This window comes from Synechococcus sp. WH 5701 (genome assembly GCF_000153045.1).
Taxonomy (GTDB): Bacteria; Cyanobacteriota; Cyanobacteriia; order PCC-6307; family Cyanobiaceae; genus Regnicoccus_A; species Regnicoccus_A antarcticus.
Genome location: NZ_CH724159.1, coordinates 479400 through 504537, shown reverse-complemented (window position 1 = coordinate 504537; position 25138 = coordinate 479400). Strand labels below are relative to the sequence as shown.

Sequence of the window (25138 nt, the reverse complement as noted above, 5' to 3'; positions counted from 1 at the left end):
GCCCCACGATGATTCTCCCTCGATGGACGCTCGGCTGCTGCTGGTTACCGCCCCGATCCTGCTCGCCGTGGCCTGGGCCGTGTTCAACATCGGCCGTGCGGCCATCGGTCAGTTGCAGCTGATGCTCAAGCGTTCTCGCGCCTGATGGTTCTGGTGATCGGTGCCGGCCTGGCCGGCACTGAAGCGGCCTGGCAGATCGCCCAGGCAGGGCTGCCGGTGCGGCTGGTGGAGATGCGGCCCGTACGGCGCTCTCCCGCCCACCACAGCGCCGAATTCGCTGAACTTGTCTGCAGCAACAGCTTTGGAGCCCTCTCCAGTGATCGGGCCGCCGGGCTGCTTCAGGAGGAACTCCGCCAGCTGGGGTCACTGGTCATCAGCACAGCTGACGGCCACTCGGTGCCGGCCGGCGGTGCCTTGGCTGTGGATCGCGGCCGGTTCAGCGCTGATCTCACCCGCATCCTTGAAACCCATCCCCTGATCCAGGTGGAGCGTGTCGAGCAGCTGCGGCTGCCCGAGCCCGAGGAGATCACCGTTCTGGCCACCGGCCCCCTCACCAGTGACTCCCTGGCCGAGGATCTGCGCCGTTTCACCGGCCGCGACGACTGCCATTTCTTCGACGCGGCCAGCCCGATCGTGGCGGGCGAGAGCATCGATCTGGGGGTGGCCTTCCGCGCCAGCCGCTACGACAAGGGCGACGCCGACTACATCAACTGCCCCATGAACCGGGAGCAGTACGAGCGGTTCCGGCAGGCCCTGCTGGCGGCTGAGCAGGCCGAACTCAAGGATTTCGAGCAGGAGAGCGCCAGCTACTTCGAGGGCTGTCTGCCGATCGAGGAGCTGGCCCGTCGCGGCGACGACACCATGCGCTACGGCCCGCTCAAACCCATCGGCCTCTGGGATCCCCGCTGGGGCGACCTTCACGACCGCGACGTGCGCCGCGCCAAACGGGCCTATGCCGTGGTGCAGCTGCGCCAGGAAGACCGCGACGGTCGCCTGTGGAACCTGGTGGGCTTCCAGACCAACCTGAAATGGGGGGAGCAAAAACGCGTGCTGCGCCTGATCCCAGGCCTGGAGAACGCCGAGTTCGTGCGCTTCGGGGTGATGCACCGCAACACCTTCCTTGAAGCTCCGCAGCTGCTTGATCCCACCCTGCAGTTCCGGCAGCGGCCCACCCTGCTGGCAGCGGGGCAGATCACCGGCACCGAGGGTTATGCCGCCGCGGTGGCCGGCGGCTGGCTGGCGGGCACCAACGCCGCCCGCCTCGCCCATGGCCGAAGCCCGATCGCCCTGCCGCCCACCACCATGATCGGCGCCCTCACCCACTTCATCGCCGAAGCCCCCAGCGCGAAGTTCCAGCCGATGCCCCCCAACTTCGGCCTGATGCCCGAACTGAGCGTGCGGGTGCGGGAGAAGCGGGCCCGCTACGGCGCCTACCGCGATCGCTCCCTGGCCGATCTGGCACCGTTCAAGCCCGAAGCCCGCAGTGCTGCGCTGACCTTTGCCTAGGGTCAAGCCTGCCAGCCGGCCCACCCCCGTGAGCGTCCTCTCCAGCCCTGACAGCTCGGCCACCGCCAGCACAGCCAACCCCCAGGGCTGGGACGCGCTCGTGATCGGCTCCGGCATCGGCGGCCTGGTGACGGCCACCCAGCTGGCCGCCAAAGGGGCGCGGGTGCTGGTGCTGGAGCGCTACTTGATCCCCGGCGGCAGCGGCGGCAGTTTCGAGCGCCAGGGCTACACCTTCGACGTGGGCGCCTCGATGATCTTCGGCTTCGGGGAGAAGGGTCACACCAACCTGCTCACCCGCGCCCTGGCCGACGTTGGCGAACGGCAGGACACCATCCCCGATCCGGCCCAGCTCGAGTATCACCTCCCCGGCGGTCTGACCGTGGCGGTGGATCGCGACTACGACACCTTCATCGAGCGGCTTTCGGCCAGCTTCCCCCATGAGGCCGTCGGCATCCGCCGCTTCTACGACACCTGCTGGAGCGTGTTCCGTTGTCTCGACGCGATGCCGCTGCTCTCACTCGAGGATCCGGCCTACCTGGCGAAGGTGTTTGTGCGGGCACCGCTGGCCTGCCTCGGCCTGGCCCGCTGGCTGCCCGTGAATGTGGGCGATGTGGCCCGCCGGCACATCAAGGATCCGGCGCTGCTGAAGTTCATCGACATGGAGTGCTTCTGCTGGTCGGTGATGCCAGCGGATCGCACGCCGATGATCAACGCCGGCATGGTCTTCTCCGACCGTCATGCCGGCGGGATCAACTATCCGCGCGGCGGCGTGGGCTCGATTGCGCGCCACCTGGTGAGGGGTCTGGAGCGCCACGGCGGCTCGATCCGCTACAGCTCCCGGGTCACCCGGGTGCTGATTGAAGACGGCAAAGCCGTGGGGGTGGAGCTGGCGGGGGGTGAAACGATCCGGGTCGGCCGGGTGATCTCCAACGCCACCCGCTGGGACACCTTCGGCGGGCTGGTGGAGGAGGCCAAGGTGCCGGCCGCGGAGCACACCTGGCGGCGTCGCTACAAGGCCTCGCCCTCCTTCCTGTCCCTGCATCTGGGAGTGAAGGCTGAAGTGATTCCCGCAGGCAGCCACTGCCATCACCTGCTGCTGGAGGACTGGAGCGCGATGGAGGCGGAGCAGGGGACGATCTTCGTCTCGATTCCCACCCTGCTCGATCCGGCGCTGGCACCGGAGGGAAGGCACATCGTCCATGCCTTCACTCCCTCGAGCCTGGAGGCCTGGCAGGGGCTCTCCCCCAGCGACTACCGCGCCGAAAAAGAAGCGGCGGCCGATCGCCTGATCCTCCGGCTGGAGCAGATCCTGCCCGGCCTGGGCGCGGCGATCAGCCACCGGGAAGTGGGCACCCCCCGCAGCCACCGGCGCTTCCTCGGGCGTCACCAGGGCAGCTATGGACCGGTGCCGGCCCTGCGCCTGCCGGGGCTGCTGCCTATGCCCTTCAACCGCAGCGGCATTCCCGGGCTGTATCTGGTGGGTGATTCCTGCTTTCCCGGCCAGGGGCTGAACGCGGTGGCCTTCAGCGGCTTCGCCTGCGCCCACCGGGTGGGCGCCGATCTGGGCCTCAACCCCTGGGCCCTGCCCGACTGAACCGCCATCAAGGCCCAGCGCGGGCACCAAGCCGGAAACCCGACCCAGGCACGCTCGCATCCATCACTCACGCTCCATAGGGTGAGCGCCATTGATGGTCATGCCTCCATGGGTCCTGTCCCCACCCCCAACCACGAGGATCTCGCCCGCTATCTGGAGCAGAACGACGCCCTCAGCAAGCCCTGGATGCTGCTGCAGTTGCGTCTGAGCCGGCTCAAGGAAGAGAAGGAGTCCCTCGGGGCCGATGAATACCTGCGCAGGGTGCAGGACGCCCACAACGACCTGATGCGTCTGGGCACCTTCTGGCGCGGTCGCGAAGCCGAACTGTTCGGTCACAGCTGAGCCCCATGGCCTCCAATCCGCCAGGAGATGTACCGGATCAGCCCCAGACGTACCCGGTGGCTCCGCTGATTCGCTTCACCCTGCTGGGGCTTTACCTCGCCCTGGTGCTGCCCCTGCCGCTTCTGGCCACGCCCCCATTGCGGCCGTCACTCACAGCCGCCCTGCCGTTGGGCTTCGTTTTGGTGGCCGGCCTGCTCAGCGAGCGGGTGAGGCTGGATCAGGAGGGCATCACGGTGGGCCATCCCCGCTGGTGCGCCTGGCTGCTGCGCCGGGGCTGGCAGCTGCCCTGGCAGCAGCTTGAGGCTCTCACCAGCGTCGGCACCAGCCAGGGCGGACGGGTCTATTACCTGCGCTCCCGGGATGGCCGCCGCCTGCTGCTGCCCCAGCGGGTGGCCCGCTTCCCCGCCTTCTTGCTGCAGGTGCAGCGCACCAGCGGCCTGGATCTCTCGGGCGTGGGCAGGATATCGCCTGCGTGGACCTACTGGGCCCTGGCTGGTCTCTCGCTGACCATGCTGCTGGGGGAGCTGGTGGCGATCACCACCTGGCCCATGGACAAAGTTCCGAGCCTGGGCTGAGCCAAGCTCGGCGTCAGCTGGCGCCGGCGGCCTGGGAACGCACACCACCGGCCGGGCTGAGGGAGGGCTCAGGGGCTTCAGGGAGGGTTTCAAGGCTGAAGCGATAGCCCTGCTGGCGCACGGTTTCGATGCCACCTCCTTCGCCAAGACCGGCCAGCTCAAGCTTGCGGCGCAGGGTGAGCACCTGGGTGTCGACGGAGCGGGGACCGCCGCTGAACGGGGGCCAGGCCATGCGCAGCAACTCCTGGCGGCTGCGCACCATGCCGGGGGGCATCAGCAGGGCACAGAGCAGGGCGAATTCCCTTGGGCTGAGCTCCACGGGTTGATCGCGCAGGGTCACCTGGCGCAGGAGCAGATGCACCTCCAGCGGACCGACACAGACGCGCTCCTGCAGACCGGTGCCGCTGCGGCGCAGCAGGCTGCGGCAGCGGGCCGCCAGCTCCTCAAGCCCGAAGGGCTTCCGCAGCACGTCGTCGGCACCGGCATCGAGCAGAGCCACCACCGGATCAGCGCCGCTGCGGGCCGTGAGCACCATCACCGGGGTGCGCAGATGGGCCGCCAGGCGCAGGGCTGTGCTCTCTTCGAGCAGTTCGGCGCTCACCAGCAGATCGGGGGTCTGGTCGTCGCAGAGCTGAAGGGCTTCAGACGCCGTTGCCACAGCAGCGGCCAGGTATCCATCCTGACGCAGTCTCTGGGCCAGGACCGTGCGTAGGGTTGGATGAGGGTCGACAACCAGAACACGCTTCAACATCGCTGAACCACCGGAACGTGGCTCCAGCGTCAGCTTGATGGACGTGGGATCACTGGAATCAGGCTTTGGTGTGAGCTCCACACGCGGCCACGGGTGAGTCCCTAGGCTACCCGATACACCCCGGGAGCAGTCGGTATCGATCGATGCCACCCCCGCCCAGACAGCCTGTGCCCCTATGACCGCGCTGCAGAATCCAGACGCCATCCGTCACTTCCAGTCGATCTGTGACGCCTGCCAGGACCTGGCCAGCCGCTACCACAGCCCCTCCGAACTCAGGCTCTACGCCGATGGCTATCTGCATGCCCTGCGCCGCGGTTCCGTGCTGCAACCTCTGGATCAGCGCCGCCTGGAAGACCTGATCGAGCGTTGGATCATGGACCCCTCCAGCTTCATCGGCCCCGACGGCAACCTCAGCACCCTGTTCGAGAACAGTCGCAACTGATCAGTGGCGACTGTTCAGCGCCCTGGAGGCCGGCCGGCTCGATGATGTTTCGTGAGGAGAATCCCTAGCTGGCCAGTGCCACCGTGAGGGTTTCACGCAGTTCGCCGGAGTTGTACATCTCGATGAGGATGTCGGAGCCGCCAATGAACTCGCCGTTCACATAGACCTGGGGAATGGTGGGCCATTCCGAATACTCCTTGATGCCCTGGCGAATCTCCTGATCGGAGAGCACATCGAAGGTTTCGAAGGGCAGACCCAGGGAGTTGAGGATCTGGACCACATTGTTGGAAAAACCACATTGCGGCATCAGCTTTGAGCCCTTCATGAACACCACGATCGGGCTGCTGCTCAGAAGGCTGTCGATGCGTTGCTTGACGGCGCTGTCCATGGATGCCAGGGGTAAAAGAGTTGGGGGAGTAAGGAGGAGCGGAAGGATCAGCCCACGCCAACGGGCGTTGTGGTCTGCAGGGCCAGGGCATGGATGGCCTCGCTGGCCAGCTCCCGGCGCAGGGCTGCGTAAACCAGCTGGTGCTGTTTGATCCTCGAGAGGCCGGCAAAGGCGGAGGACACCACTTTCACCTGGAGATGGTCGCCACCCCCGGTGAGATCCTCCACCTCCACCTCGGCATCAGGGAGGCTGGCGCAGATCGCTTCTTTCACCTGCTCCGATTGCACCATGACAGGGAATCCATCCACTTGAGGTGGAATCTAGAAGCCGGAGCGCCCAGCTGCCTTACGGCGTTGCCGGGGAGTCGCTCACGGCGGTGTAGGGAATGGTGGCGAAGCCGAGTTCCACCAGGGTCTGGTAAGCGCGACGCCCCTCCTCGCGGGTCGGGGTCATCACCTTCACCACCTCCACCAGAAGGGGCACGGCCACCTCAGGCTGGTTCTGTCGGCGCAGCAGGGCGGCCAGACGCAGGTTGGACTGAGCCAGCAGCTCCAGCGACTCACGGCCCTTCTGGTCCATCTCGCGGGGAATGCGCGCATCGAGACCACGGAAGGAACCGCTCAGATCTCGGTAGAAGCCGAGCAGCTTCAAGCTGGCATCCCTGGCCTGGTCGTAGTCCTTGCGGGCGGAAGCCAGATCACCACGGGCCACGGCTGCATCACCACGGCTGAGGAGGTCCTTGACGGCCTGCAGGTTGAAGGTTCCAGCCGAACCCTCAAGCACCTTCGGGGGCTCACCCTGGGCCTGAAGGGGCAGAATCGGGGCGAAGGGGAGCAGGGTTGCCGCCAGGGCAAGCCCGAGGGCAACGTAGGGCCGGCGCACGGAGAACAACACCGAAAGTTCGTCGGACTCTACGGGGAAGCGAAGGGACGACCCACAGCGATGCGGGCCGCTTCCTCAGCTGATTGCATCGCCACCGCCAGCCGGTCGTTGAGGGCGCGGACCGCGGCGCGGCCGCCATCGCCCTCCACCGCCAGGGCAGGAGCAAAGGCCAGGGCGGCCCGGCTCCTGAAGCTCGGAGGGGCCTTGCCGTAGCCGATCCCGACCGGAACCACCCGCACATCCACCCCCTGGCTGGCGGCCAGAAGCGCCAACCGTCCCAGACCCTGGTGCACCCGAATCGGTTCATCCTGACGGCGGATCTGGCCCTCGGGAAACACCACCAGCTGCTCCGAAGCGGCCAGCAGGTCGACGGCATAACGAAGGGAGCTGGTGCCCGGCCGTCCCTGGTCGATCGGGAAGCAACCCAGACGGTCGAGAAACCAGCCCTGGATCCCCCTCATCTCCGTGACGGTGACCATGAAGCGGCAATCGCGGCCACTGATCCGACGGCCGGCGGCGTAGGGCAGGAGCAGGGCGTCCCAGCGGGCCCGGTGGGTGGGAGCCAGCAGCACCGGACCCTCCAGAGGCAGGTGCTCGGATCCCAGCACCTCGATCGAGCTGAAGAACCCCGGAAGGGCCAGGTCCTGGGTCACCAGCATCGCCAATGGGGACAGCACGGGACTGATGCCCCGACAGACGCTGCTCTCCCGGGCCACCAGGCTGGAGAGATGCTTCGGCTCGGTCCTCAGTGGTCCCTCGATCACTTCCGTCGTCTTGGCCGTCACCAGAAGCCGTATCCCCCAATCGCTGCAAGTTAGAGGGCGCCGCAGTGCTTCGTTTCAGGGCACGGGCAGTTGCCTCTGCGGTTGAGCGCGACCCCGCAACGGCCTCGGAGAGACCGGGCCTGATCCATAGGATCAAAGCTTCATCGAGCACATCCGCTAGCCATGGCCAGCCTTGGCGTGAACATCGATCACATCGCCAACGTGCGTCAGGCCCGCCGGGCCCTGGAACCAGATCCGGTCACCCTGGCGCTGCTGGCGGAGCTGGGGGGCGCCGATGGGATCACCGTGCATCTGCGCGAAGACCGGCGCCACATCCAGGAGCGCGACGTCGAGCTGCTGCGGGCCACCGTGCGCAGCCGCCTCAACCTGGAGATGGCTGCCACCCCTGAGATGGAGGCGATCGCCCTGCGGATCCGCCCGGACATGGTGACCCTGGTGCCGGAACATCGCCAGGAGGTCACCACCGAAGGCGGACTCGACGTGGTGAGCCAGCTCGGCACGCTCCAGGCACTGGTGGGCCGCCTGCAGGGCTCAGGCATCCCGGTCAGCCTGTTCGTGGATCCGGAGGTCACTCAGCTGGAAGCCAGCCGTGCCAGCGGTGCCCGCTGGGTGGAGCTGCATACAGGCGCCTACGCCGAGGCCGACTGGGCTGAGCAGCCGCGGGAACTGGCGCGGCTCGAAGAGGGCAGCTTCGTGGCCCGTTCCCTGGGGCTGCGGGTCAATGCTGGCCACGGGCTCACGTACCAGAACGTGGAGCCGATCGCCGCGATCGAGGGGATCGAGGAGCTGAACATCGGCCACACGATCGTGGCCAGGGCCCTGGCCGTGGGGTTGCAGAGCGCTGTGAGGGAGATGCGCTCCCTGATTCAGAATCCACGCCGCGACCCCCTGTTCAGCAGCAACACCCCATGAGCGCCTCCCCAACCACCACCTATCACTTCATCGCCGCCAGTGAGCAATTCCTGACGGTGGAGGAACCCCTGGAGGAGGTGCTGCGCGAGCGGGTGCGCAACTACGGCGAAGTGGGCAAGGCGATCGATTTCTGGCTGCTCAAGCGTCCAGCCTTTCTGAGCGCCCCTGAGCTTTCGGCACTGGCCACCAAGGTGCCAAGCCCTGCAGCGGCCGTGGTCTCCACCGATCCCAAATTCATCGATTTCCTCAAGCTGCGGCTGGAATTCGTGGCCAAAGGCAGCTTTGAAGCCCCCAGCGCCTCAATTGAGGATCCCCTGGCCCAGCAGGCCGTCTGAGCGGCTCAGGCCGGCTGCTTCTGCTTGGTGACCATCCAGCCATCCAGCAGCTGAAGCTGGATTGGGTTAAGGGCGGCATCAGCGAGGAGCCGCTCCCTCAGACGTGCGACATCGTCTGGATGGAGCTCTCCATTTTCTTGCCAGTGGAGATCCGTGGTGATCAAGGTGTTGACGTGCTGACGTCTGGGTTGGTTCATGCTCTCAGCCTGAAGGTGGCCTGAGCGGCATGAAATCCAAGGATTTTCTTGAGAGATCCGCTGGATGTCTCAGATCACGCATGTTGCCCTGATTATCGGCCGCTCAGAACAGCCCGAGGAAGCGACGCCGAGGTTCCTGCTCCCCCCCGGCTGCCTTGGGCGCTCGCCCCTGGCCCCCGTCCTGCTGGTAACGGGGAAGGTTGTCGCCGATGGTGAGCAGCGCTTCCTTGTTCTTCCACCAGATCCAGTCGCGGATCGGCGGTGTCGCCAGCAGATCCTCGCGGCTGAGCCCCAGACCGAGCTTGCGGGAGGCGTCCACCAGCACCTCGATCATCGCGTCGCCGTCACGGCAGCGGGCCAGCGCCTCATTGGTGCGTTTCGCCCCGTTCAGGGCCTTCACCAGGGCCTGCACTCTCTGGGACACCGGCAAGGAAGCAGGATTCATCGGACCCCAGCGGCATGATTCGGACCGTACCAGCTTCAGAGGGCCGGCGAAGGATCTGGGCCAGCGCTGATCGCCATCGGGCTGACAGAAGTGGAGATCAGAGGCCACACTGGATACAGCGCAGTTCCCCTTCGGCGCATCCATTGCATGGCGTCCCCAACGCAGTCCCCCCGTCACTGGGTGATCGGTGACGTCCATGGCTGCGCCACCGCTCTCCAGGATCTGATCAGCCGACTGCCCGGCAGCGAACGTTTGATCTTCTGCGGTGATCTGATCAATCGAGGGCCCCAGATTGAGCGCACCATGCTCCTGGCCTGGGCGCTGGTGGAGCAGGGGCGGGCCGTCTGGTTGCGGGGAAACCACGAGCAGAGCCTGCTCAAGGCCCTCAGCAGGCAACGGGGGACCAGTGATCCGGCCCTGGCGGGGTCCGACACCTACCGGCAGCTGGGCAGCCGTCAATGCCGCCTCTGGCGCGAGCGGCTGGAGAGCCTTCCCCTGGCCTATTGGGGCAAGGGCTGGGTGGCCACCCATGCTGGCTTTGATCCCAGCAGCTGGTTGCCCGACCTCTCCATCCGTCATCCCTTCTGGAGCCGATACGACGGCCGCTTCGGGGACGTGATCATTGGCCACACCCCCGTGGCCCGGGTGGAGCGCAGTGCCAACGGCATCGTCAAGATCGACACCGGCGCCTGCTACGGCGGACGGCTGAGCGCCTACTGTCCGGAAACCGGCGAACTGTGCAGCGTGCCTGGCCTGCGCAGCATCGAGGCACAGCTACCGGCCCCGGGCCAGCGGCGTTCATCCAAGGTGGTGGCCGGCTCCCGCTGACGGCGATCCCATGCTGACGGCGATCCCATGCTGATGGCTGTCCAATGCTGACGGTGTATCGCAGCAACCGGGCCGACCTGCTCGCCCAGCTGCTGGGACAACACCTGCTTCTCGCCCCCCCCGACCCCTTCGAGACGGTATCGGTGGTGGTGAACACCTGGCCCACCAGCCGCTGGCTGGGGGAGCAGCTGGCCCTGGAGCTGGGGGGCATCGCCGCCAACATCCGCTTCCCCTTTCCAGGCAGCCAGCTGCGCGCCATCGTCGAGCAGCTCCTTGGCGAGAGCACCGAGGGAAGCGACCCCTGGCGGGCGGGCGACCTGGTCTGGCCGGTGCTGGAGCTGCTGCCGCAGCTGGTGGAGGCGCCGGAAGCCGCGCCGCTGCGGCGCTGGCTGGAGCACCGCGACGACGGGGGCGAGCTGGATGCCCCCCTCTGGCAACTGGCCCGCGCCATCGCCGATGGCCTCGATGACCTCAGCCTCTACAGGCCAGCGATGGCCCTGGCGTGGTGGCAGGGCGGCAGTGGTGACAGCCGCGGGAATGCCCTGCCGGAGTCGCTGGCCTGGCAGCCCCTGCTGGTTCAGCACTTGCGGGACCGCCTGGGTCAGAAGCCCTTCGGGCTCAAGGCCCTGGACCTGATCGAGCGCTTGCGCCAAGGACAGATCAGCGGCGAAGCGATCGCCTCCCCCTTGCGCCTGTTCGGCCTCAGCAGCGCCCCGCCGGTGCAGGTGCAGCTGCTCCAGGCCCTGGCCCTGGTGGTGCCCGTGGACCTCTACCTGCTCACCCCCTGCGCCGACCTCTGGCAGCGCTGCATTGAGCGCCGCCGCGAACTCCAGGACGCCCTGGCCCTGGAGCAGCCCTTCGGCCTCGACTGGTTGCTGCAGACCCCGGGTCTCGAGGCCCGCTTCGGCCGCCTGGGGGGGGAATTCCAGCAGTTGCTGGAGGGCACCGGCGAGTCGGAGCTGGGCAGTGCACAGGAGCGGGATCTGTTCCTGTTGCCGGCCACGGCGGCGGCCGCCGCCCAGCGCAACCCCAGCCTGCTGGAGCAGCTGCAGGAGCAACTCGCCCAGCGGGCGGCAGCCTCTCCCCTGAAGCGCTCTGGGGAGGACCACTCCCTGGAGTTCCACCCCTGTCCGGGGAGGCTGCGGCAGGTGCAGATCGTGCGGGATCGCCTGCTGCAGCTGCTGGCCTCGGACCCCAGCCTCGAGCCGCGCCACATCCTGGTGATGACTCCCCAGGTGGACCAGCTGGCGCCCCTGCTGGCGTCGGTCTTCTCCGACAGCGACGCCACGGGAGTTGAGCTGCCCTGGCGGCTCACCGACCGCAGCCAGCTCGATGACGCCGGCATCGCCCAGTCGTTGCTGCAGGTGCTGCGGCTGGCGGGAGAGCGCCTGACGGCCTCGGGCCTGGAAGGCCTGCTCGAGAGCACTGCCCTGCAGGAGCACCATCAGCTGGAGCCCCACGAGGCTGCCGCCATCACCAGGGCACTGCAGGCCAGTGGCTTCCGCTGGGGGCTGGACGGGAGCGAGCGCGGCGGCGCCGAGCAGCACAGCCTGAGCTGGGCGATCGATCGACTGTTGCTGGGCCTGGTGCTCCCCGACCAGCCCGGGCTGGCCATCGGCGACTGCGCGCCCCACCCCCTGGCCGGCACGCCTGAGAGCCAGGGGCGCTGGATCCTGCTGCTCACTCGCCTCAGGCGGGCGTTGGCGGAGCTGCGCCACAGCCGCCGCGCCGAGGAGTGGGGCCCCTGTCTCAGGGGCCTGCTCGAGGACCTCTTCGGCGACGGCGGCGAGAGGGCCTGGGAGCTGACAACGATCCACCAGGCCATCGCCGAGTGGACGGCCGGGGCCGCCGGCTGCACCCTGACGATCCCGCCAACGGTGGTGGCGGCGGTGCTGCAGGAGCGGCTGGCCGCCGACAGCGGCCGCTTCGGCCACCGCAGCGGCGCCCTGACGATCAGCGCCCTCGAGCCGATGCGGGCCATCCCCTACCGGGTGATCGTGCTGATGGGCCTCGATGCGGAAGTGTTCCCACGCCGCCGACAGCGGCCCAGCTTCCATCCCATGGAGCATCAGCGCCTGCTGGGGGACCCCGATCCGGCCGACCAGGACCGCTATGTGCTGCTGGAGGCGCTGCTCTCGGCCCGCGATCACCTGCTGGTCAGCTGGAGCAGCCGGGACGAGCGCAAGGGCGATCCCCTCCCACCGCCGGCCCCGGTGCGCCAGTGGCTGGATCAGCTGCGGGCCGACCTCGGTGCCGAGGGCTTCGAGGGTCTGGTGGTGGACCACGCCGTCAACCCGCTCGATCGCCGCAATTTCCTGCCGGCAGGTCACCGGCCGCCACCCAGCTGCGACCAGCGCCTGCGCCAGGCCCGCCAGCGCCTCGAGGATCCGGCGCTGGCGGTTCAACCACTTCAACCCCTGGCCCGGCGTCAGCCACCCGAGCCAGTCGCTGCAAACGGCACCAGCGCGCCTGAGGGGGATCCCACCACTGATCCCTTTGAAGACCTGCGCCGCTGGCTGATGGCGCCCCAGGACAGCTGGCTGCAGCAGCTGGGCCTGCGGCCGCGGGAATGGGCCGACCCGGTGGAAGACCTTGAAGCCCTCAGCCTCGATGAGCTGCGGCGCTCCCAGCTGCTGCGCGATCAACTGGCCCGCGGCAGCCATGACCCTGACCCGCCCGACTGGCTGCGGCTGTGGCGCGGCCGCGGCCTGGCCCCTCCCCTGACGGCGGGGGAGCTGGAAGGCGACGCCCTCAGCCAGCGCTGGTCATCGCTGCAGGAACTCCTGGTTCGGCTGGGGGAACCCCGCCGCCAGCGGCAGCGGTGGCCGGAGCGGCAGGGGGCACCACTGAGCAGGGTCCTGGAGGCGGATCTTGACTGGCGCGACGATCTGCTGGTGCTGGTGCACACCGCCCGGGCCCGCACCCCCCACCGGCTCGATCTCTGGCTGCGGCTGTTGCTGGCGGGTGCCAGCGGCCAGGCCCCGCGGCAGGCTCTCCTGATCGCTCGCGACAAGGATCGTTTCGTGGTGGCGCAGCGGTTGCAGGCCGTCGGAGCGGAGGCCGCGGCCGAACAGCTGCAGCAGTTGCTCAGCTGGCGGCAGAGCCATCGCCACCACTGCTGGCCGGTGCCCCCGGAAACCGGCTGGGCCTATGCCCAGGCTGAGCACAGCCGCCCCGGCGATGGCTCCGCCAAGGCGTTGCAGAGCTGGGAGGGGGCTCCCCCCTGGACCGACGGCGAACGGCAACAGGAGGCGATGGCCCTCTGCTTCGGCCGAGAGTGTCCGGCTGACTCCCTCCTCCGAGGCGATTTCGGAGCGTTCTCCTCCCTGGCCATGGCCCTGCATGAACCGCTGCTGGAGCAGCAGCTGAAGCCATGAGCGGCGCCGGAGCCCAGGCAGCCAATGGCCTGCCCCTGGATCCAGGGGTGCACCTGATCGAGGCCAGTGCCGGCACCGGCAAGACCTTCACCCTCGCCCACCTGGTGCTGCGGTTGGTGGGTGAGCGGCAGCTGTCGCTGCGTGCCCTGCTGGTGGTCACCTTCACCAAGGCCGCCGCCGCCGAGCTCAGGGACCGGATCGGCCGGCGGCTGCAGCAGGCCCAGCAGCTGCTGCAGACCCCTGATCCGGCAGGCCACGAGGGTCTTGATCAGGAGCTGAAGGAGTGGCTGGGGAACATCCCCCCGCAGAACTACGAGCGGCTGCGCGCCCAGCTGCTGCTGGCCCTCGAGGAACTCGACGCCGCCGACATCACCACGATCCACGGGTTCTGCCACCGCAGCCTGCAGCGTCAGGCCCTGGAGGCGGGCCTGGCCCCTGAGGTGGAGCTGGACAACGACGGGGCACTGCTGCAGGAGCAGGTGGTGCACGACTACTGGCAGCAGCAGGTGCTGCCCCTGCCCGCCCACGCCCTGCGGGGACTGATCAGCAAGGGGGTCCAGATCCAGGCGCTGCAGAGCCTGCTGGCCACCCTGGAAGGGGATCCGACCCTGGCCAGCCCGGAGCTGCCGCCGCGCTGGGACCCCGAGCGCCCCCTGCCCGACCAGTGGCTCGCCCAGTGGAAGGCCGACTGGCAGCGCTTTCAGGCCCTCTGGGAGCAGCAGGGGGAGGCGCTGGAGCAGGCTCTCTGCGCGGCGGCGGCGGAACGCAAGCAGGCCGGCCTCAAGAGCAAGGGGCCCTACAGCGCCAAACCCCGGCACAAACGCGCCCAGCTGCTGAGCGCCTGGCTGCAGCATCAGCCGTGCCCGGGCTCCTACACCGAGCTGCTGGAGGAGAAAACCAGCTGGATTCCCGACTACTTCCACCCGGGGCCGATTAGCCAGGCAGCGGCAGCGCTGGAGGGTCCGCGGCCGAAGCTGCCCCAACCCCGCTTGCTGGAAGCGGCGGCGGCCCTGGTGGACGGCCCTGCCGAGGCGGTGCTCGGCCATTTCTGCCACTGGGCCCGGGCGGAGCTGGCGCGGCGGCGGCAACGGGGAGGGCGCATGAGCTACGGCGACTTGCTCGTTGGCCTCGATCCCGGTGGCGACGGCAGCCAGCGGCCTGGCCTGATCGAGGCCCTCTCCCAGCGCTACGGGGCAGCGCTGATCGATGAGTTCCAGGACACCGATCCCCTGCAGTGGCGGATCCTGCACCGGGCCTTCGCAGCCGCTGCTGCCCAGCCCCGGCACCTGCTGGTGCTGGTGGGAGATCCCAAGCAAGCCATCTACCGTTTCCGAGGAGGCGATCTCGACACCTACCGAACGGCCAGCAGCACAGCCGCGACCAGTCACCGGCTCGCGCGCAACTTCCGCTCCTCGCCGCCCCTGCTGGAGGCGCTCAACCGTCTGATGGCCCCGGGCCTGCCGCGCTCGCAGCTGCCTGTGCCGCCCCTTCAGGCCGCCCGCCCTGAGGGGGGAGAGCCCTTGATCCTGCCGGCGGGACAACATCCCCTTCAGCTGCTCTGGCTGGGGAGCGATCGCGCCGCCGCAGAGGCGCTCCCCAGCCGAGGCGAGCTGGAGAACCGGGTGGGTGATCGGGTGGCGGCCCTGGTGCTGGATCTGCTGCTGAGGGGATGGCGGATGGGTGAAGGGGAGGGGAGCCGGCCTCTGCAACCCTCCGACCTCTGCCTGCTGGTGGACCGGCACCAGCAGGCCGAAGACCTGCGCGAGGCCCTGGAGCGCCGTGGGCTCCCCAGCCGCCTGCTCAGCCAGGGGGATGTGTTCGCCGGTGAGGGGGCCGCCCTGCTGCAGCGGTTGCTCGATGCCCTGGCGGAGCCTGGTAGCGGCCCACGCCTGCGGCTGCTGGCCGCCTCCCCCCTGCTGGGCTGGAGTCCACAGCAGCTGGCGGCCGCCGGCAGCCAGGAGTGGGATCGCCTCTCCGGCCAGCTGGCCCGCCTGGCTGAGCGCCTGCCCGACGACGGACTGCTGGCCACCCTGGGGCGACTACTGCGCAGTGAGGAGCTGGCCCGGCTCTCCCTGCAGGGTCGCTGGCTGGCCGACCTGCAGCAGTGCGCGGAGCTGGTGCAGGAGCGGCTGCACCAGCAGCGGCTCGGGGCGGCCGCCAGCGCCGACTGGTTGCGGCGGCGGCGGCTGCACCCGCCCGAGACCGCGCCGGAGAACCAGCAGCCCCACAGCGATGCGGTCGCCTCCGCGGTGGGGGTGGTGACAGTGCACCGCAGCAAGGGACTGGAATTCCCCGTGGTGATCTGTCCCTACTTCTGGCAGGGGGTAGGGAGCACCAACCGCCGGGGGGGCCGGGGCATCGGGCGCCGTTGGACCCCGCCGCAGGCCAGCGGGCCCCAGCTCGATGTGCATCTCGATCAGCGCTGGGGGCCTGGCCAGGAGGCAGCGGAGCAGGAGCAGGCCGCCCTGACGGCGGAGCGGGAACGGCTGGCCTACGTGGCCCTCACCCGCGCCAGGGAGCTGCTGGTGCTCGGCTTCGGGCCGGCCCGGGGCCAGGGCAGCAACCCCCTGATCCCCTGGCTGTTCAGCGACCAACCCCTGCCAGCCCTGGAGGCCGACGACGACATTGATGCCGGTCGCTCCGATCAGGAGTGGCTCGAGCATCTCGAGGGAGAGATCGAGCGGCGCGCCCTGCCGATCACCCTGATCAGCGGCGATCCCGAGCAGCCGGCCGCGCGGCGCTGGCAGGTGCCGGCGGAGGCCGGAGATCTGCGCACCGGCCCGGTCCCCCGCTGGTCACTGCTCTCGGGCTGGGGGCGCAGCAGCTACTCCAGCTGGACCCAGGGGGCCCATGGGGAACCGCTGGCACCGGAGGCGATCGAGGAGGGCCGCGAAACCGATGGCTTCGATCGCACCGCCAGTGATGCGGATGGCCCAGGCCCTCAGGCCACAGATCCCGTCAGCCCGAAGCAGGGGCCAGAGACCTGGGGGGGCCGCAACGGCCCTCTGGCGATGTTTCCCCGCGGCGCCGCCGCCGGTGATTGCCTGCACCGCATCCTGGAGCGGGTCGATCACCGCCAGCCTGGTGACGACCCTCTCCACCGGGAGCTGGTGGAGAGGGAGCTGGAGCGGGCTGGACTGGATCTGGAGCACGCTCCGGCCACCCTGCAGTTCCTCGAGCAGCTGCGTCACACGCCGATGGGAGGAGCGCTGGGAGAGGTGTGCCTGGCCCAGCTGGATCCTCGGCGGCAGCTGCGCGAGATGCCCTTCGATCTGCCCCTGGCCCTGGGCGCAGACGCCTCAGCAGGGCGAGCCCTGGTGCGGGCCCAGGGGTTGGCCGAGGTGTTCAGCCGGCACCCCGAGGGGAGCGTCAGCGGAACCTACCCCCAGCGGCTGGCGGAGTTGAACGTGGCCAGCCGCGGATTCCTCACCGGCTCGATCGATCTGGTCTTCACCGCGCCCGGGGGGGACGGGCAGGAGCGCTGGTGGGTGGCCGACTGGAAAAGCAACTGGCTGGGGCAGCGTGACCCCCAGGGCCAGCCGGTCGCCTGCGGGCCCCTCGACTACGGACGGGACGAGATGGCAGCTGTGATGGAGAGCCACCATTACCCGCTGCAGGCTCACCTCTATCTGGTGGCCCTGCACCGCTACCTGGGCTGGCGCCTGCCGGGCTACAACCCCCAGCGCGATCTCGGCGGCTCTGTGTACATCTTTCTGAGGGGCGTCCCCGGTGCCATCAGCCCGCCACCGGACCTGACGATGGCGGAGTTGTCGGTGCCCGGGATGTTCGTGGAGCCGGCCCCGCTGGGGCGGCTCGAAGCCCTCGATGCCCTGCTGCGGGAGGGCCAGCGATGACACCAAAAGCCCCCCTCACCCCCCTGGGGCCCGCCCTGGCCGAAGCCCTTCCCAGGCTTTACGGGATCAAGAGCGATCCGTTGCTGGCCGAGCTGATTGGGGCCCTGAGTGCGGCCCTGGTTCGTGGTGAGTTGCACCTGCCCCTGGACGGGCCAGCCCCCGAGGGCATCGTCAGCGTGGAGCACTGGCCTGAGGGTCACCGCCAGGTCCTGGTGCGCTGCGGTTGGATCCAGGGCCCAGACCAGCCTGGGGCGCCTGGCGACGACTCCCCGTCCCCGCTGATGCTCAGTGGACGGGGTGTGGGCTGGCGTCGCTGGCTTTTGCAGCTGGAGGGCACGATGGCCGAACTGGAGCGGCGGGCCACAGCCAGCGTGCAGCCGCCCCTGAGTCCCGCTTGCCGGCAGACCGCCGCCCAGCGGGCCCAGCGGCGGGGCGCGCTGGATCCCCGTCAGCAGGCGGCGGTGGCGGCCCTGCTCAGCCAGGGGCTGGTGTTGCTCGGGGGCGGCCCCGGCACCGGCAAGACCAGCACGATCGTGCAAATGCTGGCAGCGGTGCTGGAGGAACGCCCCGGCTGGAGGCTGCAGCTGGCGGCACCCACCGGCAAGGCCGCCGCCCGCCTGCGCCAGGCCATCGCCGCCGGAGGATCCACCCTGCCGCCGCCCCTGGGCGCCCAGCTGGCGGCCAGCCCCTGCACCACCCTGCATCGCCTGCTGGAGAGCCGCGGTGAGCGGTTCGGACGCAACCGGGAGCACCCCCTGGCCCTGGATCTGCTGGTGGTGGATGAGGTGTCGATGTTGGATCTCCCCCTGATGGCCGCCCTGCTGGAGGCCATGCCCGACCAGGCTCAGCTGGTGCTGGTGGGGGATCCCGATCAGCTGGCCCCGGTGGGGCCCGGGGCGGTGCTGCAGGAACTGCAGGCCCCCGCCAGGCGCCAGGCCATGGGCGATTCGGCGATCGAACTGAGCACCACCTACCGCAACGATGGGGCCCTGGCCCTGGCGGCCGGCCGGCTACGGCGCGGTGACGCCCATGGGTTTCTGCAGGACCTGAGCCTGCTCAAGGCCTCGGACAACCTCAGCTGGTGGCCTTGCCCAGCCGGCCGGTTGCCCGCCGAGTTACTCGAGCGGCTCAGGGCCCATCAGGCGCAGCTGGCTCAGCTGGCCGCCCGCTGGAGTGAGAATCCTGATGGCTTGACCCAGGAGCTGCTCGACGAGGTGGAGCGCTGCGTGGTGCTGGCCCCCACCCGGCGCGGGCGCTGGGGGGTTGAGTCGCTGAACCAGCGGCTGCTGGGCGACGACTGGAGCCGGGGACCAGCGAGCTGGCCCCCCGGCACGCCGGTGCTGTGCCAGCGCAACCTGCCGGAGCAGGGGCTCGCCAATGGCGATGTGGGGGTGGTGGTTGACGTGGAGGGCCAGCGTCAGCTGCTGTTCTGGGGAAGCCAGGATCCCGGTGACGGCAGAAATGAGGGCACCAGCGCCACCGGAGGGGGGTCGCGGCTGGTTCATCCCAGCCGGATGGCCGCCGCAGAGGTGGCCTTCGCGATCACGATCCACAAGTCGCAAGGCAGTCAGTACCAGCAGGTGCTGGTCCTGATGCCGGAGGGGGAGGGGCGCTGGGACCGGCGCCTGCTCTACACCGCGCTGACGCGGGCCAGGCAGCAGGCGGTGCTGATCACCCCCGAAGGCCAGGGGTGGCTGCCCGCCTGAGGGCAGCCGGACAGGTTCAGCGGACGAACAGCATCTCCTGGTAGGTGGGCAGCGGCCAGGTGTTGTCATCCACCAGGGTCTCGAGGCCGTCGACGGCCTCGCGGATCTTGTGCATCAGCGGCAGCAGGGTGTCGGCACAGTGGCGCATGTGGGCGACTGGGCCGTGGGGGGGATTCGGCAGGGCCGACTCCAGTGCCGTGCAGTTGGCCAGGAGCTCCTGGTTGAGGCTGGCGATACGGCCGGCCATGGCACGATCGGGGGGAAGGCCCAGATCTTCCTGGTAGCGCAGGGAATTGGCCAGACTGCCGAGATACTCCATCACCGCGGGATAGACCTGGGTGCGGGCGATCTGCAGGGCCAGCTTGGCCTCCACTTCCACCGCCAGCACGTACTGCTCGGCATAGACCTCGAAGCGGCTCTGCAGCTCCACCGGGGTGAGTACCCCCATGCGCGAGAACAGGTCCTTGATGGAGTCGCGCTCAAGCACGAGCAGGGCATCGGCAGTGGTGGGCAGGTTCTCAAGACCCCGCTCGTTAACCGCCATCTGGTGCCACTCGCTGGAGTAGCCGTCGCCGCCGAAAACGACGTTGCCATGCTCTTCCATGATCGTCTTGAGCACGGACGAGGCGGCGTCCTCCAGGCTGGCTCCGGCGGCCATCTTGGCCTCCATCTCATTGCAGATGTATTGGAGCGAATCGGCCAGCATCGTGTTCATGGCCACGAGCGGGCCAGCCACCGACTGGTTCGAGCCCACGGCCCTGAATTCGAAGCGGTTGCCGGTGAAGGCGAAGGGGGAGGTGCGGTTGCGATCGCCGGGATCCTTGGGGAACTCCGGCAGGGTGTCGACACCCAGCTGCATCAGGCCACCGTGATCGGTGCTGCCGATGTTGCCGTTCTTGATCATCGTGTAGACCTCCTCCAGCTGGCTGCCGAGGTACACGGAGATGATCGCCGGAGGGGCTTCGTTGGCACCCAGGCGGTGATCATTGCCCGCCGTGGCCACCACGGCACGCAGCAGTGGTCCGTAGAGATGAACGCCACGGATCACTGCTCCACAGAACAGCAGGAACTGCATGTTCTCCTCGGGGCTGCTGCCGGGATCGAGCAGGTTGCCCTGGGTGGCGTTACCCACCGACCAGTTCACGTGCTTGCCGGAGCCGTTGATACCCTCGAAGGGCTTCTCGTGCAGCAGGCAGTTCATGCCGTGCTTGCGCGCCGTGTTCTTCAGCAACGTCATGGTCAGCTGCTGGTGGTCGGTGGCCACGTTGGCCGCCTCAAAGAAGGGGGCCAGCTCGAACTGACCAGGCGCCACTTCGTTATGGCGAGTCTTGGCGGGAATGCCCAGCCGGTACATCTGGTACTCCACGTCCTGCATGAAGACCTGGACCCGCTGGGGGATCGCACCGAAATAGTGATCGTCGAATTGCTGTCCCTTGGGGGACGGGCTGCCGAAGAGGGTGCGGCCCGAGAGCAGCAGGTCGGGGCGGAGGCTCACGAAGGCGCTGTCCACCAGGAAATACTCCTGCTCAGCGCCACAGCTGGAGTTCACCGGGGCCACGTCGGTGTTTCCCAGGAGCTTCAGCAGACGCTGGGCCTGCTTGTTCATGGCCGCGTTGGAGCGCAGCAGCGGCGTTTTCTTGTCGAGGGCCTCCCCGGTCCACGACACGAAGACTGTGGGGATGCAGAGGGTGACGCCATTGGGCGTCGACATCAGGAAGGCCGGGCTGGTGATGTCCCAGGCGGTGTAGCCACGGGCCTCGAAGGTGGAGCGAATGCCGCCGTTGGGGAAGGAGGAGCCGTCCGGTTCGCCCTGCACCAGCACCTTGCCGGTGAATTCACAGATGGCGGAGCCGTCGCTCTGGGTGGAGATGAAACCGTCGTGCTTCTCGGCGGTGGAGTTGGTGAGCGGATAGAAGACGTGGGCGTAGTAGAGGGCACCGCGGCTCACGGCCCAGTCCTTCATCGCCTGGGCCACCACGTTGGCGACGCTGACATCGAGCTTGCCTCCCTCCTTGATGGTCTTCTGAACCGACTTGAAGATCTCCTTGGGCAAGGACGACTTCATCTTCGAGAGATTGAAGACGTCAGCGGCCCAGATCTCATCAAGGGAGGCGATGGGTGCCGTGACCGTCGCGGGGCGCTCCTGGGTGCGCTGAATGGCGGCAAGGCGATTGGTGCTGGGCATCTCAGACCATGTGTCTGGAAGACATCCAAGTCGGCAGGCAACCCCTGAGATGAAGCCGTTGCTACAGAGGCACCGGGCGCCCATGGCTCTGGAGCTGAAAGCAGGGCACTTGGGCGCTGACGCCCATGCCGCGATGAGACAGACTGGAGTTGTCCCCAGCCCGGTCCCCATGATCCGCTATTACCTCCTGCTGCCGGGACCCCAGGGAGGGGAGCCGACTCTGGGCCGGATGCTGGATGACCGAAGCGAAGCCTGCTTCGACGCCAGCACCACACCCCCCACCTGGCAGGGCTGCAGCAATCAGATTCAGCGACGTCTCCACGCCCACGACAAGATCGCTGAAATCAGCCAGGTCAGAGCCCAGGCCTGGAAACCAGCCGCCTTCGACTGATCTGCGATGGCGGAATCCGGCGGGGAAGTCGAGCGCCGCAGCGAACGCCCCTGGGGCTGGTTCGAAATCCTCATCAGTGCCAAGGGCTACCTGATCAAGCGGCTGTGGCTGCATCCTTCCAGCCGCATCAGCCTTCAACGCCATCACCACCGCAGCGAACACTGGGTGGTCGTCGAAGGCGATGGCGTCCTGGAGTGTGAGGGCGGGCAGCTGAGCGCATCTCCGGGCGTCACCCTGACCATCCCCAAGAGGGCAGTTCACCGGGCCAGCGCCGGCGAGCAGGGGCTGATGATCGTGGAAGTGCAACGGGGCGACGACCTCAACGACGACGACATCGAGCGCTTCGCCGACGACTACGGACGCCTGGGTTGACCATCCGGTTGTTCTGCAGCCGTATGGGGAGCTTCAGGGCTGGGTGTTACGATAATTGCTCACCCTTTGATTAAGGGCAAGGCAGTCTTTTTTCAGGCCCTGTGGCCGCGAGATACGGGTACCTGCCGGCCTGCGTTGAAGGAACTCCCAGGCCAAGGCCCCCATCAACTCATCGTGACCCAGTTCAACGCTAGCGAGAGCTTTGCGTGCTCCATCGACCTGAGCGCCCATCCCGCCCAAGCCCCCATCCAACCCATCGCGAGCGATCCCATCACCACCACCCCCTCCATTCAGCCCAGCACCCTCTCCAGCTGTGTCGACCTGAGCGCCCTTGAAGGGCAGTCATCGGCAGAAGCCACTGCCGTCGAATCGACCTTGATCGGCCCGCTCGATCAGCCCGGTGAAGCCGCTGAGGAAGCTCCGGCCGGCGCATTCGCCGGGTTTGGTCTGGGGGCTGAGATTCTCGCCGCCGTGGCCGACTGCGGCTATAGCGACCCGTCTCCCATTCAGAAGGCCGCCATTCCCGAGCTGATGCTCGGCCGCGACCTGGTGGGCCAGGCCCAGACCGGCACTGGCAAGACCGCCGCCTTCGCTCTGCCCCTGCTGGCGCGCCTCGATCCGCAGCAGCGCACCCCCCAGGTCCTGGTGCTCACCCCAACCCGTGAACTGGCCCTGCAGGTGGCTGAAGCCTTCAACGGCTATGCCGCCAAGCTCCCCCAGGTGCGCGTGCTGCCGATCTACGGCGGTGCTGATTTCCGCGACCAGATCGTTCGCCTCAAGCGCGGCGTGCAGATCGTGGTGGGCACCCCGGGGAGGGTGATGGACCATATGCGCCAGGGCACTCTCGACCTCTCCGGGCTGCGCTGCCTGGTGCTCGATGAAGCCGACGAGATGCTGCGCATGGGCTTCATCGATGACGTCGAATGGGTGCTTGAGCAACTCCCCCAGCAACGGCAGGTGGTGCTCTTCTCCGCCACCATGCCCTCGGAGATCCGCCGGCTCTCGCGCAAATACCTGCAAAACCCGGCTGAGGTCACCATTCAGCAGAAGGGTGCTGAAAACAGCACCATCCGTCAGCGTCACCTGGTGGTGCATGGCGCCCAGAAACTGGAGGCCCTCACGCGAGTGCTGGAGGCCGAGAGCAGCGAGGGGGTGATTATCTTCGCCCGCACCAAGGCGATCACCCTCACCGTCTCCGAAGCCCTGGAACAACAGGGTTACGACGTAGCCGTACTGAATGGTGATGTGCCCCAGAACCAACGGGAGCGCACGGTTGAGCGGCTGCGCAGCGGACAGGTGAACGTGCTCGTGGCCACCGACGTGGCCGCCCGGGGGCTGGATGTGGACCGGATCACCCTGGTGATCAACTACGACATCCCCTTCGACAGCGAGGCCTACGTGCACCGCATCGGCCGCACCGGCCGGGCGGGCCGCCAGGGCGACGCCATCCTCTTCCTCACCCCGCGGGAGCGCCGTTTCCTGGGCGGACTGGAGCGGGCCGTCGGTAAAGCCATCACTCCGATGGAGGTGCCTACCAATGCCGACATCAACCAAAGCCGGCTCGATCGCCTGCGCGAACGCGTCACCGCCCTGGTGGGAACCCCCCGCTCCGACGAGCAGGAACTGGCCCTGCTCAGCGAAATCCTGCAGCGGGTGGGCAGCGAGATCAGCGCTACCCCCGAGCAACTCGCCCTGGCCGCCCTGCAACTGGCGGTGGGCGATCGCCCCTTGCTGGTGCAAGGCGCTGAAACCTGGCGCCAGCCCACCCCCAGCCGGGAACGGCAGCGCAGCGGCGACGACGACCGACGCGGTGATCGCCGCTCACCCTCCCGCACGGGCGGCAGCCGACTGGACGCCTCCACACCTCCGGATGCCGACATGGAACGGTTCCGGATTGAGGTGGGCTGGCAGGACCGGGTCAAGCCCGGAAACATTGTCGGGGCTATCGCCAACGAAGCCGGCCTGAACGGCCGCAGCATCGGCCGCATCCAGATCTTCGACACGCACAGCACCGTGGATCTTCCCAGTGGGATGCCCGAAGATGTCTTCAACGCTCTGCGGCGTTTGCGGGTGATGAACAAAGAGCTTCAGATCACCCGGCACAACTCCTGAGTCAGCCCAGCACGCCGATCCGGCGTTCTCTTTGCCCCTCCATGTCCCTGATCTCCAGCACCAAGGCCAAAGGCCAGCGCACTCCCTCCACCTCCACCGGAGTGATCCTGCGTCTGGCCACCGTTGCCCTGGCGGGCCTGACTGATCTGACCCTGGCGGGGGGCGTGGAGGCCGAGACTCTGCTCAAGGCCTCCGCCAGCACTGCTCAGAAGGATGAGCAGGTCAGCAAATTCTGTCTAGCCACCGTGAGTGCTGCCTTCCAGGCGGCACGAAAGGTTCCCCCGCCAGGGCTCGGCTCCTTCGCCTGCTCCTGTTTCGTGGATCAGGTGAACCAGGGCGCTGGTCTTGATGTGGCTCAGAGCACCTGCCGCCAGCGCACCATGGCCCGCTACAGCCTCTGAGCTCTGAGCTGGGCGCTTGGCTCAGACTTGGCTCAGGAACACACCCCGGTGACATCGTCGGTGTGAAGCACACTCACCTGCCGGAAGGAAAGAGTCTCGATGGCGGTGATCAGGCTGACTTGAACCTCCGGTGTCTCGCAGAGCACCAGGGTCTGCAGGAGATCGAAGCGATCCTGAGGGGCGAGCTCGCCGTCCTCACACCAGTCGAGGCTCCAGGGAACAGGGGCAACCATTGCTTCGGGATCAATGCGTCTTGGTTTCATGACATTGGGTCATCCCTCCCCGGCAGGCTCCGTTCCTTGGATTTGCTTCCACTCCGCTTCACGCTTCGCCATCAAGCTCTGAAGAGCCTGTCGGTCAGACCAAAGAAGCTGCAACGCAAGCGCTCAACGGTGTCTCAGAACGCAGCGGAGAAGTTCGGACACCGTTTCCCCGCCTCACGCCCTGTATCATGAGCAGCGATTCAAAACATACAGTCCTTCTTACCGGCCAATATTTCTGCCAATATTTCTGCCAATACGGTGAAAGTCGGTCAGTGCAGCCTGCCGCTCGATCGCAAAACCGGCCGCAACAGCGGCTCCGCTTTCGTTGAACTGACCGACGACGCCTCAGAGCAAAAAGCGATCCACGATCTCCAGGATGCGGAGTGGATGGGTCACATGATTCGATGTCAACAATGCCAGCCCTCGCGAGCTTGGTGGCGGCGGGCCACCGGTGAACAGGCCGGCACTGGCTCCACACCCTCTTTAATGGCCTCT

General features: G+C 67.9%; 25 protein-coding genes and 1 pseudogene. 17 read left to right on the top strand and 9 right to left on the bottom strand.

Features of this window, described 5'->3' with window-relative positions:
• Positions 1 to 22: 22 nt before the first annotated feature.
• The 5 genes from WH5701_RS03475 (at position 23) to WH5701_RS03455 (ending at position 4017) form a co-directional block, all read left to right on the top strand.
• Positions 23 to 145: a photosystem II protein Y gene (locus WH5701_RS03475; RefSeq protein WP_006170549.1), complete on the top strand. Its 123-nt coding sequence runs from the start codon at positions 23 to 25 to the stop codon at positions 143 to 145.
• A complete protein-coding gene (trmFO, locus tag WH5701_RS03470) occupies positions 145 to 1506 on the top strand; it encodes an FADH(2)-oxidizing methylenetetrahydrofolate--tRNA-(uracil(54)-C(5))-methyltransferase TrmFO (protein WP_006170548.1) in 1362 nt (453 codons plus the stop codon). Before WH5701_RS03475 ends, trmFO begins: the two co-directional genes overlap by 1 nt.
• Positions 1507 to 1534: 28 nt before the next feature.
• A complete protein-coding gene (crtH, locus tag WH5701_RS03465) occupies positions 1535 to 3100 on the top strand; it encodes a carotenoid isomerase (protein ID WP_006170547.1) in 1566 nt (521 codons plus the stop codon).
• Positions 3101 to 3208: 108 nt separating this feature from the next.
• Positions 3209 to 3442, top strand: a complete 234-nt coding sequence (locus tag WH5701_RS03460) for a hypothetical protein (protein ID WP_037980183.1) — start codon at positions 3209 to 3211, stop codon at positions 3440 to 3442.
• 5 nt (positions 3443 to 3447) lie between these two features.
• Positions 3448 to 4017 carry a hypothetical protein gene (locus WH5701_RS03455; RefSeq protein ID WP_050751372.1) on the top strand — a complete coding sequence of 190 codons (570 nt, stop codon included), beginning with the start codon at positions 3448 to 3450 and terminating at the stop codon, positions 4015 to 4017.
• A 13-nt stretch (positions 4018 to 4030) separates the two neighbouring features.
• Here the strand turns inward: WH5701_RS03455 and WH5701_RS03450 are convergent, their stop codons facing one another.
• Positions 4031 to 4768 (bottom strand): response regulator transcription factor, encoded by a 738-nt coding sequence (locus tag WH5701_RS03450; RefSeq protein ID WP_006170544.1) that lies wholly within the window; start codon positions 4766 to 4768, stop codon positions 4031 to 4033.
• A gap of 175 nt (positions 4769 to 4943) precedes the next feature.
• On the opposite strand from WH5701_RS03450, the gene WH5701_RS03445 reads away from it, so the two are divergent.
• Positions 4944 to 5210 (top strand): DUF6761 family protein, encoded by a 267-nt coding sequence (locus WH5701_RS03445; RefSeq protein ID WP_006170543.1) that lies wholly within the window; start codon positions 4944 to 4946, stop codon positions 5208 to 5210.
• Between the two features lie 64 nt (positions 5211 to 5274).
• Here WH5701_RS03445 and grxD read toward each other — a convergent pair whose 3' ends face one another.
• Genes grxD through WH5701_RS03425 form a run of 4 tightly spaced genes read right to left on the bottom strand, consistent with a single transcriptional unit; the run spans position 5275 to position 7265 of the window.
• A complete protein-coding gene (gene grxD, locus WH5701_RS03440) occupies positions 5275 to 5598 on the bottom strand; it encodes a Grx4 family monothiol glutaredoxin (protein ID WP_006170542.1) in 324 nt (107 codons plus the stop codon).
• 47 nt (positions 5599 to 5645) lie between these two features.
• The gene (locus WH5701_RS03435; RefSeq protein ID WP_006170541.1) at positions 5646 to 5888 is read right to left on the bottom strand and encodes a BolA family protein; all 243 of its coding nucleotides are present in this window, start codon (positions 5886 to 5888) and stop codon (positions 5646 to 5648) included.
• A 55-nt stretch (positions 5889 to 5943) separates the two neighbouring features.
• Positions 5944 to 6480, bottom strand: coding sequence for a hypothetical protein (locus WH5701_RS03430; RefSeq protein WP_037980181.1), 537 nt, complete (start codon positions 6478 to 6480; stop codon positions 5944 to 5946).
• Between the two features lie 29 nt (positions 6481 to 6509).
• On the bottom strand, positions 6510 to 7265 hold the full coding sequence (locus tag WH5701_RS03425; RefSeq protein ID WP_006170539.1) for a 1-acyl-sn-glycerol-3-phosphate acyltransferase: 756 nt from the start codon (positions 7263 to 7265) through the stop codon (positions 6510 to 6512).
• Between the two features lie 162 nt (positions 7266 to 7427).
• On the opposite strand from WH5701_RS03425, the gene WH5701_RS03420 reads away from it, so the two are divergent.
• Both WH5701_RS03420 and WH5701_RS03415 read left to right on the top strand, forming a co-directional pair.
• Positions 7428 to 8177, top strand: coding sequence for a pyridoxine 5'-phosphate synthase (locus tag WH5701_RS03420; protein ID WP_006170538.1), 750 nt, complete (start codon positions 7428 to 7430; stop codon positions 8175 to 8177).
• Positions 8174 to 8512: an MgPME-cyclase complex family protein gene (locus WH5701_RS03415; RefSeq protein ID WP_006170537.1), complete on the top strand. Its 339-nt coding sequence runs from the start codon at positions 8174 to 8176 to the stop codon at positions 8510 to 8512. The genes WH5701_RS03420 and WH5701_RS03415 overlap by 4 nt, the downstream gene beginning before the upstream one ends.
• 5 nt (positions 8513 to 8517) lie before the next feature.
• Here WH5701_RS03415 and WH5701_RS03410 read toward each other — a convergent pair whose 3' ends face one another.
• Together WH5701_RS03410 and WH5701_RS03405 are read right to left on the bottom strand one after the other, a co-directional pair.
• Positions 8518 to 8709, bottom strand: coding sequence for a hypothetical protein (locus tag WH5701_RS03410; protein WP_006170536.1), 192 nt, complete (start codon positions 8707 to 8709; stop codon positions 8518 to 8520).
• Positions 8710 to 8812: 103 nt separating this feature from the next.
• Complete coding sequence (locus WH5701_RS03405) at positions 8813 to 9154, bottom strand: hypothetical protein (protein ID WP_037980177.1); 342 nt, start codon at positions 9152 to 9154, stop codon at positions 8813 to 8815.
• A 147-nt stretch (positions 9155 to 9301) separates the two neighbouring features.
• Between WH5701_RS03405 and WH5701_RS03400 the strand changes: the two genes are divergently transcribed.
• The 4 genes from WH5701_RS03400 to WH5701_RS03385 are packed head-to-tail and all read left to right on the top strand — an operon-like array spanning position 9302 to position 18919.
• Complete coding sequence (locus WH5701_RS03400; protein ID WP_037979536.1) at positions 9302 to 9982, top strand: metallophosphoesterase; 681 nt, start codon at positions 9302 to 9304, stop codon at positions 9980 to 9982.
• Positions 9983 to 10026: 44 nt separating this feature from the next.
• Positions 10027 to 13359, top strand: coding sequence for an exodeoxyribonuclease V subunit gamma (locus tag WH5701_RS03395; protein ID WP_006170533.1), 3333 nt, complete (start codon positions 10027 to 10029; stop codon positions 13357 to 13359).
• Positions 13356 to 17213 carry a UvrD-helicase domain-containing protein gene (locus WH5701_RS03390; protein WP_006170532.1) on the top strand — a complete coding sequence of 1286 codons (3858 nt, stop codon included), beginning with the start codon at positions 13356 to 13358 and terminating at the stop codon, positions 17211 to 17213. Before WH5701_RS03395 ends, WH5701_RS03390 begins: the two co-directional genes overlap by 4 nt.
• Positions 17210 to 18919, top strand: coding sequence for an AAA family ATPase (locus WH5701_RS03385; RefSeq protein ID WP_006170530.1), 1710 nt, complete (start codon positions 17210 to 17212; stop codon positions 18917 to 18919). The genes WH5701_RS03390 and WH5701_RS03385 overlap by 4 nt, the downstream gene beginning before the upstream one ends.
• 16 nt (positions 18920 to 18935) lie before the next feature.
• On the opposite strand, the gene WH5701_RS03380 is transcribed toward WH5701_RS03385, so the two are convergent.
• A complete protein-coding gene (locus tag WH5701_RS03380) occupies positions 18936 to 21104 on the bottom strand; it encodes a glutamine synthetase III (RefSeq protein ID WP_006170528.1) in 2169 nt (722 codons plus the stop codon).
• 169 nt (positions 21105 to 21273) lie between these two features.
• On the opposite strand from WH5701_RS03380, the gene WH5701_RS03375 reads away from it, so the two are divergent.
• The 4 genes from WH5701_RS03375 (at position 21274) to WH5701_RS03360 (ending at position 24380) form a co-directional block, all read left to right on the top strand.
• Entirely contained in the window at positions 21274 to 21495 is a 222-nt protein-coding gene (locus WH5701_RS03375) for a hypothetical protein (RefSeq protein ID WP_006170527.1), read from the top strand.
• A gap of 6 nt (positions 21496 to 21501) precedes the next feature.
• Positions 21502 to 21867: a phosphomannose isomerase type II C-terminal cupin domain gene (locus WH5701_RS03370; RefSeq protein ID WP_006170526.1), complete on the top strand. Its 366-nt coding sequence runs from the start codon at positions 21502 to 21504 to the stop codon at positions 21865 to 21867.
• 174 nt (positions 21868 to 22041) lie between these two features.
• The gene (locus WH5701_RS03365) at positions 22042 to 23979 is read left to right on the top strand and encodes a DEAD/DEAH box helicase (protein ID WP_006170525.1); all 1938 of its coding nucleotides are present in this window, start codon (positions 22042 to 22044) and stop codon (positions 23977 to 23979) included.
• 41 nt (positions 23980 to 24020) lie between these two features.
• Positions 24021 to 24380 (top strand): hypothetical protein, encoded by a 360-nt coding sequence (locus WH5701_RS03360; protein WP_006170524.1) that lies wholly within the window; start codon positions 24021 to 24023, stop codon positions 24378 to 24380.
• Between the two features lie 32 nt (positions 24381 to 24412).
• Here WH5701_RS03360 and WH5701_RS03355 read toward each other — a convergent pair whose 3' ends face one another.
• Complete coding sequence (locus tag WH5701_RS03355; protein WP_006170523.1) at positions 24413 to 24613, bottom strand: hypothetical protein; 201 nt, start codon at positions 24611 to 24613, stop codon at positions 24413 to 24415.
• 218 nt (positions 24614 to 24831) lie between these two features.
• Between WH5701_RS03355 and WH5701_RS17445 the strand changes: the two are divergent.
• Positions 24832 to 25130 (top strand): annotated as a pseudogene (locus tag WH5701_RS17445) (RNA recognition motif domain-containing protein).
• The last annotated feature ends 8 nt before the right edge of the window (positions 25131 to 25138 follow it).

Excerpts from the sequence above, each read along its gene's own strand:
- WH5701_RS03405 (WP_037980177.1), bottom strand. The coding sequence starts at position 9,154 with ATGAATCCTGCTTCCTTGCCGGTGTCCCAGAGAGTGCAGGCCCTGGTG.
- WH5701_RS03375 (WP_006170527.1), top strand. The coding sequence starts at position 21,274 with ATGATCCGCTATTACCTCCTGCTGCCGGGACCCCAGGGAGGGGAGCCG.
- WH5701_RS03435 (WP_006170541.1), bottom strand. The coding sequence starts at position 5,888 with ATGGTGCAATCGGAGCAGGTGAAAGAAGCGATCTGCGCCAGCCTCCCT.
- WH5701_RS03355 (WP_006170523.1), bottom strand. The coding sequence starts at position 24,613 with ATGGTTGCCCCTGTTCCCTGGAGCCTCGACTGGTGTGAGGACGGCGAG.
- WH5701_RS03460 (WP_037980183.1), top strand. The coding sequence starts at position 3,209 with ATGGGTCCTGTCCCCACCCCCAACCACGAGGATCTCGCCCGCTATCTG.
- WH5701_RS03415 (WP_006170537.1), top strand. The coding sequence starts at position 8,174 with ATGAGCGCCTCCCCAACCACCACCTATCACTTCATCGCCGCCAGTGAG.
- grxD (WP_006170542.1), bottom strand. The coding sequence starts at position 5,598 with ATGGACAGCGCCGTCAAGCAACGCATCGACAGCCTTCTGAGCAGCAGC.
- WH5701_RS03420 (WP_006170538.1), top strand. The coding sequence starts at position 7,428 with ATGGCCAGCCTTGGCGTGAACATCGATCACATCGCCAACGTGCGTCAG.
- WH5701_RS03370 (WP_006170526.1), top strand. The coding sequence starts at position 21,502 with ATGGCGGAATCCGGCGGGGAAGTCGAGCGCCGCAGCGAACGCCCCTGG.
- WH5701_RS03450 (WP_006170544.1), bottom strand. The coding sequence starts at position 4,768 with ATGTTGAAGCGTGTTCTGGTTGTCGACCCTCATCCAACCCTACGCACG.
- WH5701_RS03400 (WP_037979536.1), top strand. The coding sequence starts at position 9,302 with ATGGCGTCCCCAACGCAGTCCCCCCGTCACTGGGTGATCGGTGACGTC.
- WH5701_RS03410 (WP_006170536.1), bottom strand. The coding sequence starts at position 8,709 with ATGAACCAACCCAGACGTCAGCACGTCAACACCTTGATCACCACGGAT.
- WH5701_RS03395 (WP_006170533.1), top strand. The coding sequence starts at position 10,027 with ATGCTGACGGTGTATCGCAGCAACCGGGCCGACCTGCTCGCCCAGCTG.
- WH5701_RS03445 (WP_006170543.1), top strand. The coding sequence starts at position 4,944 with ATGACCGCGCTGCAGAATCCAGACGCCATCCGTCACTTCCAGTCGATC.
- WH5701_RS03380 (WP_006170528.1), bottom strand. The coding sequence starts at position 21,104 with ATGCCCAGCACCAATCGCCTTGCCGCCATTCAGCGCACCCAGGAGCGC.
- trmFO (WP_006170548.1), top strand. The coding sequence starts at position 145 with ATGGTTCTGGTGATCGGTGCCGGCCTGGCCGGCACTGAAGCGGCCTGG.
- WH5701_RS03385 (WP_006170530.1), top strand. The coding sequence starts at position 17,210 with ATGACACCAAAAGCCCCCCTCACCCCCCTGGGGCCCGCCCTGGCCGAA.
- WH5701_RS03475 (WP_006170549.1), top strand. The coding sequence starts at position 23 with ATGGACGCTCGGCTGCTGCTGGTTACCGCCCCGATCCTGCTCGCCGTG.
- WH5701_RS03455 (WP_050751372.1), top strand. The coding sequence starts at position 3,448 with ATGGCCTCCAATCCGCCAGGAGATGTACCGGATCAGCCCCAGACGTAC.
- WH5701_RS03360 (WP_006170524.1), top strand. The coding sequence starts at position 24,021 with ATGTCCCTGATCTCCAGCACCAAGGCCAAAGGCCAGCGCACTCCCTCC.
- WH5701_RS03390 (WP_006170532.1), top strand. The coding sequence starts at position 13,356 with ATGAGCGGCGCCGGAGCCCAGGCAGCCAATGGCCTGCCCCTGGATCCA.